This window comes from Actinophytocola sp. (assembly GCF_049647105.1).
Classification (GTDB): Bacteria; Actinomycetota; Actinomycetes; order Mycobacteriales; family Pseudonocardiaceae; genus Actinophytocola.
Genome location: NZ_JBARWZ010000171.1, coordinates 26,288 through 33,199, shown reverse-complemented (window position 1 = coordinate 33,199; position 6,912 = coordinate 26,288). Strand labels below are relative to the sequence as shown.

General features: G+C 69.0%; 8 protein-coding genes. 6 read left to right on the top strand and 2 right to left on the bottom strand.

The window, feature by feature from the left end; genetic code table 11:
* Positions 1–275: 275 nt before the first annotated feature.
* From WBA97_RS21450 to WBA97_RS21435, 4 genes are read left to right on the top strand one after another with little or no spacing between them, the layout of a single operon-like run.
* Positions 276–1,622 (top strand): GH1 family beta-glucosidase, encoded by a 1,347-nt coding sequence (locus tag WBA97_RS21450; protein ID WP_424232669.1) that lies wholly within the window; start codon positions 276–278, stop codon positions 1,620–1,622.
* Positions 1,619–2,824, top strand: coding sequence for an MFS transporter (locus WBA97_RS21445; protein WP_424232667.1), 1,206 nt, complete (start codon positions 1,619–1,621; stop codon positions 2,822–2,824). Before WBA97_RS21450 ends, WBA97_RS21445 begins: the two co-directional genes overlap by 4 nt.
* A gap of 49 nt (positions 2,825–2,873) precedes the next feature.
* A complete protein-coding gene (locus WBA97_RS21440) occupies positions 2,874–4,442 on the top strand; it encodes a methyltransferase domain-containing protein (RefSeq protein WP_424232666.1) in 1,569 nt (522 codons plus the stop codon).
* Complete coding sequence (locus tag WBA97_RS21435) at positions 4,439–4,693, top strand: DUF6752 domain-containing protein (protein ID WP_424232665.1); 255 nt, start codon at positions 4,439–4,441, stop codon at positions 4,691–4,693. Before WBA97_RS21440 ends, WBA97_RS21435 begins: the two co-directional genes overlap by 4 nt.
* 142 nt (positions 4,694–4,835) lie before the next feature.
* On the opposite strand, the gene WBA97_RS21430 is transcribed toward WBA97_RS21435, so the two are convergent.
* Complete coding sequence (locus tag WBA97_RS21430; RefSeq protein WP_424232664.1) at positions 4,836–5,249, bottom strand: VOC family protein; 414 nt, start codon at positions 5,247–5,249, stop codon at positions 4,836–4,838.
* A 28-nt stretch (positions 5,250–5,277) separates the two neighbouring features.
* A complete protein-coding gene (locus WBA97_RS21425; RefSeq protein WP_424232663.1) occupies positions 5,278–5,766 on the bottom strand; it encodes a beta-class carbonic anhydrase in 489 nt (162 codons plus the stop codon).
* A gap of 157 nt (positions 5,767–5,923) precedes the next feature.
* Between WBA97_RS21425 and WBA97_RS21420 the strand changes: the two genes are divergently transcribed.
* Together WBA97_RS21420 and WBA97_RS21415 are read left to right on the top strand one after the other, a co-directional pair.
* The gene (locus tag WBA97_RS21420) at positions 5,924–6,196 is read left to right on the top strand and encodes a GlsB/YeaQ/YmgE family stress response membrane protein (RefSeq protein WP_424232662.1); all 273 of its coding nucleotides are present in this window, start codon (positions 5,924–5,926) and stop codon (positions 6,194–6,196) included.
* A gap of 101 nt (positions 6,197–6,297) precedes the next feature.
* Positions 6,298–6,879, top strand: coding sequence for a hypothetical protein (locus WBA97_RS21415; RefSeq protein ID WP_424232661.1), 582 nt, complete (start codon positions 6,298–6,300; stop codon positions 6,877–6,879).
* The last annotated feature ends 33 nt before the right edge of the window (positions 6,880–6,912 follow it).

The window sequence follows — 6,912 nt, the reverse complement described above, 5'->3', positions numbered from 1 at the left end:
CTACTTCCCGACCAAGCCCTACACCGGCCTCACCCAGACGGACACTTTTCATGAGGCAACGAATCCGCCTACGCGGGCATCTTGACGTGAGGCAACAGGGCGTTGTCGATCTTGACTGTGGATAACTCGATCGGCTGTGGACAACTTGCTGCGCGGCGGTTTCTCGTGGTGGTGGCCGCCCTGGTCACCGCGGGGTTGACCTTGGGGGCCAGGAGGCACCAGCATTCTCCCGCCCGGCACCACGCACCAAGGACGACACCGCGATGACCTTGCCGATGTCCCCGCCACAGTTTCCAGAGGGGTTCCTCTGGGGCGTGTCCAGTTCGGCCTACCAGATCGAGGGGGCCGTGGACGCCGACGGGCGTGGTCCATCCACTTGGGACACCTTTGCCGCGTTGCCCGGCAAGGTCGCGGGCGGGGACACCGGCAGGCACGCCACGGACCACTACCACCGGTACACCGACGACGTCGCGCTCATGGCGGAGCTGGGGGTCGGCGCCTACCGGTTCTCCGTTTCGTGGCCGCGTGTCCTGCCGACCGGGCGCGGCGAGGTCAACACCAGGGGACTCGACTTCTACGACCGGCTCGTCGACGAGCTGTGCGCCAAGGGCATCGCGCCCGCGGTCACGCTCTACCACTGGGATACGCCGCAGGCGATCGAGGACGACGGGGGCTGGCTCGCGCGCGACACCGCCTTCCGCTTCGCCGACTACGCGGCGGTCGTCGCCGCGCGGCTCTCCGACCGGGTGCGGATGTGGATGCCGCTCAACGAGCCCATGGTCGTCACCCTTTTCGGGTACGCCGTTGGGGCACACGCGCCCGGCAGGGAGCTGATGTTCGGGGCGCTCCCCGTCGCGCACCACCAGCTCCTCGCACACGGGCTCGCCGTCGGCGCGCTGCGGGCGAACGGTGCCGGCAACATCGGCATCGCCAACCACCACGTGCCCGTCTGGCCCGCGTCCGGCAGCGCGGCGGACCGGGGTGCCGCCGACCTCTACGACACGCTCGTCAACGACATGTTCGCCGCGCCGGTGCTCACCGGGCGGTACCCGAGCGACGACCTGGCCGCCGCCATGCCAGGGCCGGTGGCCGAGGACCTCGAGATCATCTCCGCGCCGCTGGACTGGTACGGCGTCAACTACTACCTGCCCAGCCTGGTCGGGGCGCCCACCGGAGCAGAAGAGGCCACCGTGATCGACGGCGCGGTCATGCCGCCGGGGCTGCCGTTCGACTTCCCCGCGATCGACGGCTACCCGGTCACCGACTTCGGGTGGCCCGTCGTGCCGGACGGGCTGCGCCAGACGCTCGCCATGCTCGCCGAGCGCTACGGCGACCACCTGCCGCCCATCCACATCACCGAAAGCGGCTGCGCCTACCACGACGAGGTGCACGACCAGCGCCGCGTCGACTACCTCGACGGGCACCTGCGCGCGCTGCACCAGTCGATCGCGGAGGGGATCGACGTTCGCGGGTACTTCGTGTGGTCCATTGTGGACAACTTCGAGTGGGCGGCGGGCTACTCGCAGCGGTTCGGGCTCGTGCACGTCGACTACGACACCTTCGCCCGTACGAAGAAGGACTCCTTCCATTGGTACCGAGATCTGATCAGAGCCCAGCGGTGACGGAGCCGACGGCCGCGGTACCTCGGCGATGGACCGCGCTCATCTCCCTCGCCAGCCTCGGCCTCTTCACCGCCTTCTACGGACCCATCCAGGTCCTCCTCGGCCTCCAGGCCCAGGAACTCGCGCCGGACCACAAGGAGATCGCGCTCGGCGTGGTGTCCGGTCTCGGCGCGGCGTGCTCGGTGGTGGCCAACCCGCTCTTCGGCGCGCTCTCCGACCGCACCACGTGGCGAGCGGGCAGGCGGCTGCCGTGGACCGCGATCGGCGCGCTCGGCGGGGTGGCGAGCCTCGGGATCCTCGCCGGGGCACCGAACATCGTGATCATGGTGCTCGGCTGGTGCGCGGCCCAGTTCACGCTCAACGCCATGCAGGCCGCGCTGTTCGCCGCCGTGCCAGACCAGGTGCCATACCGGCAGCGCGGCATGGTCGGCGGCTGGCTCGGGGTCGGCCAGACGCTCGGCATCGTCGTGGGTTCCGGGCTCGCGGCCGCGGTCGGCGGGATCGCCGAGGGCTACCTCGTGTGCGCGGCCTTCCTGGTCGTCACGACCGTCCCATACCTGTTGCTGCGCAAGGACACCACGATCGAGGTGGCCGACCGGCCGCGGCTGCGCGTGCGGGACTTCTGGATCAGCCCGCGCCGCTACCCCGACTTCGGGTGGGCCTGGTTCACCCGGTTCCTGCTGAACCTCGGCAACTCGGTCGCGATCGTGTACCTGCTGTACTTCCTGCAGGACGAGGTCGGCTACCCGGACCCGGACGGTGGCGTCTTCGTGCTCACCGCGATCTACGCGGCGACGCTGCTGTCCACCGTGGTCCTCGGCGGCGTCTGGTCCGACCGCCTTGGCAGGCGGCGGGTGTTCGTCTGCTGGGCGGGGAACGTGATGGCGGTGGCGTCGCTGGTGCTCGCGTTCTGGCCGACCTGGCCGGGCGCGATCATCGCCGCGGCGGTGCTCGGGCTGGGCTTCGGCGTGTACCTGTCGGTCGACTTCGCGCTCATGACCGAGGTGCTGCCCGCCGCCACCGACCGGGGGAAGGACCTCGGCGTGATCAACATCGCGAACTCGCTGCCGCAGGTCCTCGCGCCGGTGCTGGCCGCACCCATAGTCACCTATCTCGGTGGGTATCCGGTCCTGTACGTGCTGTCCGCGCTGGTGGGAGTGGCCGGATCGATCCTCGTGTACCGGATACGCTCCGTGACGTAAAAACAGAGATTCCACCTTCCGTTCACCCGCTGTTAGAGTTCCCCGAATCATGAACGGAACACACAGTCGCCAGGACGCACCGGCGGTCGACCAGGACGGAATCCGTGTCGCGGCCGACCAGACGTCGGTTGTCGATGTGCTGTTCGGCGACCAGTGGACGTGGTCGTTCAACGCCGAGCGGGACACCAAGCTCACCGGCGGGCACCGCCTCGCGCGCTGGCCCGTGAACCTCAGACCCTTCCTGCGCGGCACCGGCACGGTGACCGTCCGGGAACGGTTCGGCGAGAAGGTCCTCTTCACCGGCGACGTGGTGTTCGACGACAGCGATCAGCGCGTGTCGATCGTCGACGGCAAGGGCAGGCCGCTGATCGTCGACAAGGGCGGCGACCTCCAGTGCGGGTTCTCCGAGCGCGGCGAGGCGACCCGCGAGGCGCTGCTCGACGCGATCGAGGACGTGCTGGCGCGCCTGCGTGACGAGGGCGGGGTGGACGCGTTCCTCGCGTTCGGCGCGCTGCTCGGCGCGGTCCGCGACGGGCACTTCATCCCGCACGACTCGGACGCGGATGTCGCGTACCTGAGCCGCCACACCACGCCGTTCGACGTGGCCCGCGAGTCGTTCGCCCTCGAGCGCGTGATGATCCGCGCCGGGTACTGGACGTGGCGCTTCTCCGCAGCCGACTTCAAGGTGATCGTGCCCGACCCGGAGGGCGGCCGCGCGATCGACGTGTTCGCCGGGTTCACCGTGGCGGACACCTTCTACCTCATGCCGGAGGTCAACGCCAAGGACTTCGACCGGAGCGTGATCCTGCCGCTCGGCGAGGTCGAGCTGGAGGGCCGCCGGGTCGCCGCACCCGCGGACCCCGAGGCTCTGCTGGCGATCACGTACGGCCCGCACTGGCGGATCCCCGACCCGTCGTTCAAGTTCGAGACCCCGCACTGGGTGCGGCGTCGCCTCGACGGCTGGACCCGGGGCAACGTGCTGAACCGCAACCACTGGTGGCCGTTCTACTTCGGCCGCGCGCAGTCCACCGTGTCCGAGCAGCCATCGCCGTTCGCCGAGTGGGTGCACGAGCGCGAGGCCGGGGACCAGGCGATCGTCGACATCGGCTCCGGCACCGGCCGCGACTCGCTGTGGTTCGCCAGGCAGGGCCGCGACGTGCTGGGCTTCGACTACATCCCGGCCGCGACCGAGCGCGCGGGCAACTCCGCGAAGGCGGACGGGCTGCCCGCCCGGTTCCAGACGTTCAACCTGTACGACACCCGGCAGGTCCTCGCGGCGGGCGGCGAGCTGGCGCACCGCGCGGCGGCGCCCACGCTGTACGCCAGGTTCCTGGTGCACGCGCTGGAGGACGCAGGCAGGCACGCGCTGTGGCGCATCGCGAGCATGTGCCTGCGCCGGGGCGGCCGGTTCTATCTGGAGTTCCGCACCGACGAGAACGCGTCCGCCGAGAAGGTGTACGGCGAGCACTTCCGCAAGTACCTGCCGGGCGACCAGGTCGTCGCCGAGATCGAGTCCTGGGGCGGGGCCATCGAGCACCGCGAAGAGGGCTACGGGTACGCCGTTTACAAGGATGAGGATCCGCACGTATGCAGGCTGGTGGCAACATGGAAGCGGTGAAGTCGCGGTTACGTTCCGTCGTGGCGAAGCAGGGTCGCAGGGTGGCCCGCATCGTGGGCGTCGATGACGAGATCCGGCGCCTGAACGACCGGATCGGCGAGCTGGAGCGTGAGGTCCAGGAGGCAAGGCAGCTCAACCAGCGCATGGCGGAGCTGACCGACGTGGTCGCCGAGATCCTGGTCCCGGCCGCGGACCGCGACGACAAGGTGCTCGCCGAGCGCCTCGCCACGTACAACCGCGATTCGTTCTAGCACCCCAGGGGGTTAGGCCCATGTCCCATGGATCTTTGCGCGAGGTCTGGGCCTGACCAACAGGAACCTCAGGGGAACGTGACGGCACCCAGCCACCAACCGCCTGCGGTCCCGCGGATGCGCTGGGTCGGAACCAACACTTTTAAATTCCGGGGAGGCGGACGGGCTGGCCGATGCCGAGTAGGTTGCCTTCGCTGTCGCGGAACCACGCGGCGCGTTCGCCCGTGCCCAGCGACGGGTAGTTGCCCTGGACGTCGGCGATGTCGCCGACCGTGCGGAGGCCGGGGACGTCGACCTGCTCGAACCGCACTCCCCGGCGCCGCAGCTCGTCGACGACCGCCTCGATGTCGTCGACCGTCCAGCCCATCTGGGTGTGTTCGCCGGACGGGCGGCCGCTGGACCCGAACAGCGCGAACTTCGTGTTCCCGCACTGGTAGAGCAGGCCGCCCGGTCGTTCCTCAACAGGGGTGAGGCCGAGCTTCTCGGCGTAGAACGCCCGAGCGCGGTCGAGGTCCTGCGCGGGCAGCCGGGTCGCGGCGTCGAATCGATCGAACATACAGTCGATTCTGACGTACGACGGCGGGTCACGCCACCTCGTCGAGCTTTCCGGTCGCCACGTCGAACACGAAACCGCGCACGGACTCCTTGCGCGGGATGAACGGGCTGGCGTTGATGCGCGCGATCGACTGCCGCACATCCGTGGCCAGGTCGGTGAAGGACTCCGCGGACCACGCTGGCTTGAGCCCGGTCTCGTCCTGAATGGACTGTTTGAAGCCATCGTCGGTGAAGGTCAGCATGCCGCAGTCGGTGTGGTGGATCAGGATGATCTCGTTGGTGCCGAGCAGACGCTGGCTGATGGCGAGCGAGCGGATCTCGTCCTCGGTCACCACACCGCCCGCGTTGCGGATGACGTGTGCCTCGCCCTCCCGCAGGCCGAGCACGCCATAGACGTTGATCCGCGCGTCCATGCACGCCAGCACCGCGACCTGTTTGGCGGGCGGAAGGGGCAGCGGCCCGGAGAAGGACGCCGCGTATTCGGCGTTGTTGGCCAGCAACTCGTCGGTGACGCTCATCGTGTTCCTCTCATCGGAGACAGCTGTCGTCACCCATTCATGCCGACGCGTGCACACAGCGCAATGCCGTCCACACCCTGAGAAAACTCAGGGAATTCGCCCGATCCGCGAACGCGTTCCCGGCGCGATGCTGGTATCGGGAGAAAGGGGAAGGGCTGTGGAGATCACGGGACTCATCTCGGCCATCGTTTTCGGCGCTGTCATCGGGGGGCTCGGGCGGGCGGTCGTGCCAGGGCGGCACCAACTGTCACTGCTCGTCACGATTCTGGTCGGCATCGTCGCCGCGGTGGCCGGTACCGGGGTCGCGGGGCTGATCGGGGTGGCCGAGACCGCCGGTATCGACTGGACCGAGATCGCGCTGCAGGTGATCTTCGCGGGTGGTGGCGTTTCGCTACTGGCCCGTTCCCGAGCGCACACGAAGGCGAACTAAACACGCAACTTCCGTCGTTCCGGTCCTCAAGTGCCTCCTCGCCTGGATATAGTCCCCCCGACGGTTCGGTGGGAGACCGTCCAGGTGGGGAGGCACTGCGCATGGGCGACTTCGTCGACGCCGCACTGTCTTTTCCCGCAGCCGTTTTCAGCTTCCTGCTCGCGGCAGTACTGATCTACTGGCTGCTCGTTCTCCTCGGCACCCTCGACATCGAGATCGGCGACCTCGACGTGGGCGACGGTCTCGGACTCGGCGGCGTGCCGGTCACCGTGACGGCCTCCGTGCTGGTCGTCGTCTCCTGGTTCGTCAGCCTCGTTGGCGGTGTGGTGGCCGCCGGGCTCGGCCTCGGCGCGCCGGTGACCATGGTCTTCGGTGGTGGCGTGCTGCTGGTCGCGCTCATCTGCGGCGTGTACGCCGCCCGGCTCGTCGCCGTGCCCCTGCGCAAGCTCTACGCGCCGGGCGGGGAGGCGTCCCGCAACGACTTCGTCGGCCGCGAGTGCGTCATCCGCACCGGCCAGGTCACCGGCGAGTTCGGGCAGGCCGAGGTCTCCTCGGCCGACGGGTCGACCGCGATCGTCCAGGTGCGACAGACCGGTGAGCACCAACTGGCCCACGGCCATCGCGCACTGATCTTCGACTACGACATCGACGGCGAGTTCTTCTGGGTCGCGCCCGCGTCCTGAACCCGCACTCTGCTTCGCAAGCTCCGCTCGGAA

Excerpts from the sequence above, each read along its gene's own strand:
- WBA97_RS21450 (WP_424232669.1), top strand. The coding sequence starts at position 276 with ATGTCCCCGCCACAGTTTCCAGAGGGGTTCCTCTGGGGCGTGTCCAGT.
- WBA97_RS21440 (WP_424232666.1), top strand. The coding sequence starts at position 2,874 with ATGAACGGAACACACAGTCGCCAGGACGCACCGGCGGTCGACCAGGAC.
- WBA97_RS21430 (WP_424232664.1), bottom strand. The coding sequence starts at position 5,249 with ATGTTCGATCGATTCGACGCCGCGACCCGGCTGCCCGCGCAGGACCTC.
- WBA97_RS21425 (WP_424232663.1), bottom strand. The coding sequence starts at position 5,766 with ATGAGCGTCACCGACGAGTTGCTGGCCAACAACGCCGAATACGCGGCG.
- WBA97_RS21415 (WP_424232661.1), top strand. The coding sequence starts at position 6,298 with ATGGGCGACTTCGTCGACGCCGCACTGTCTTTTCCCGCAGCCGTTTTC.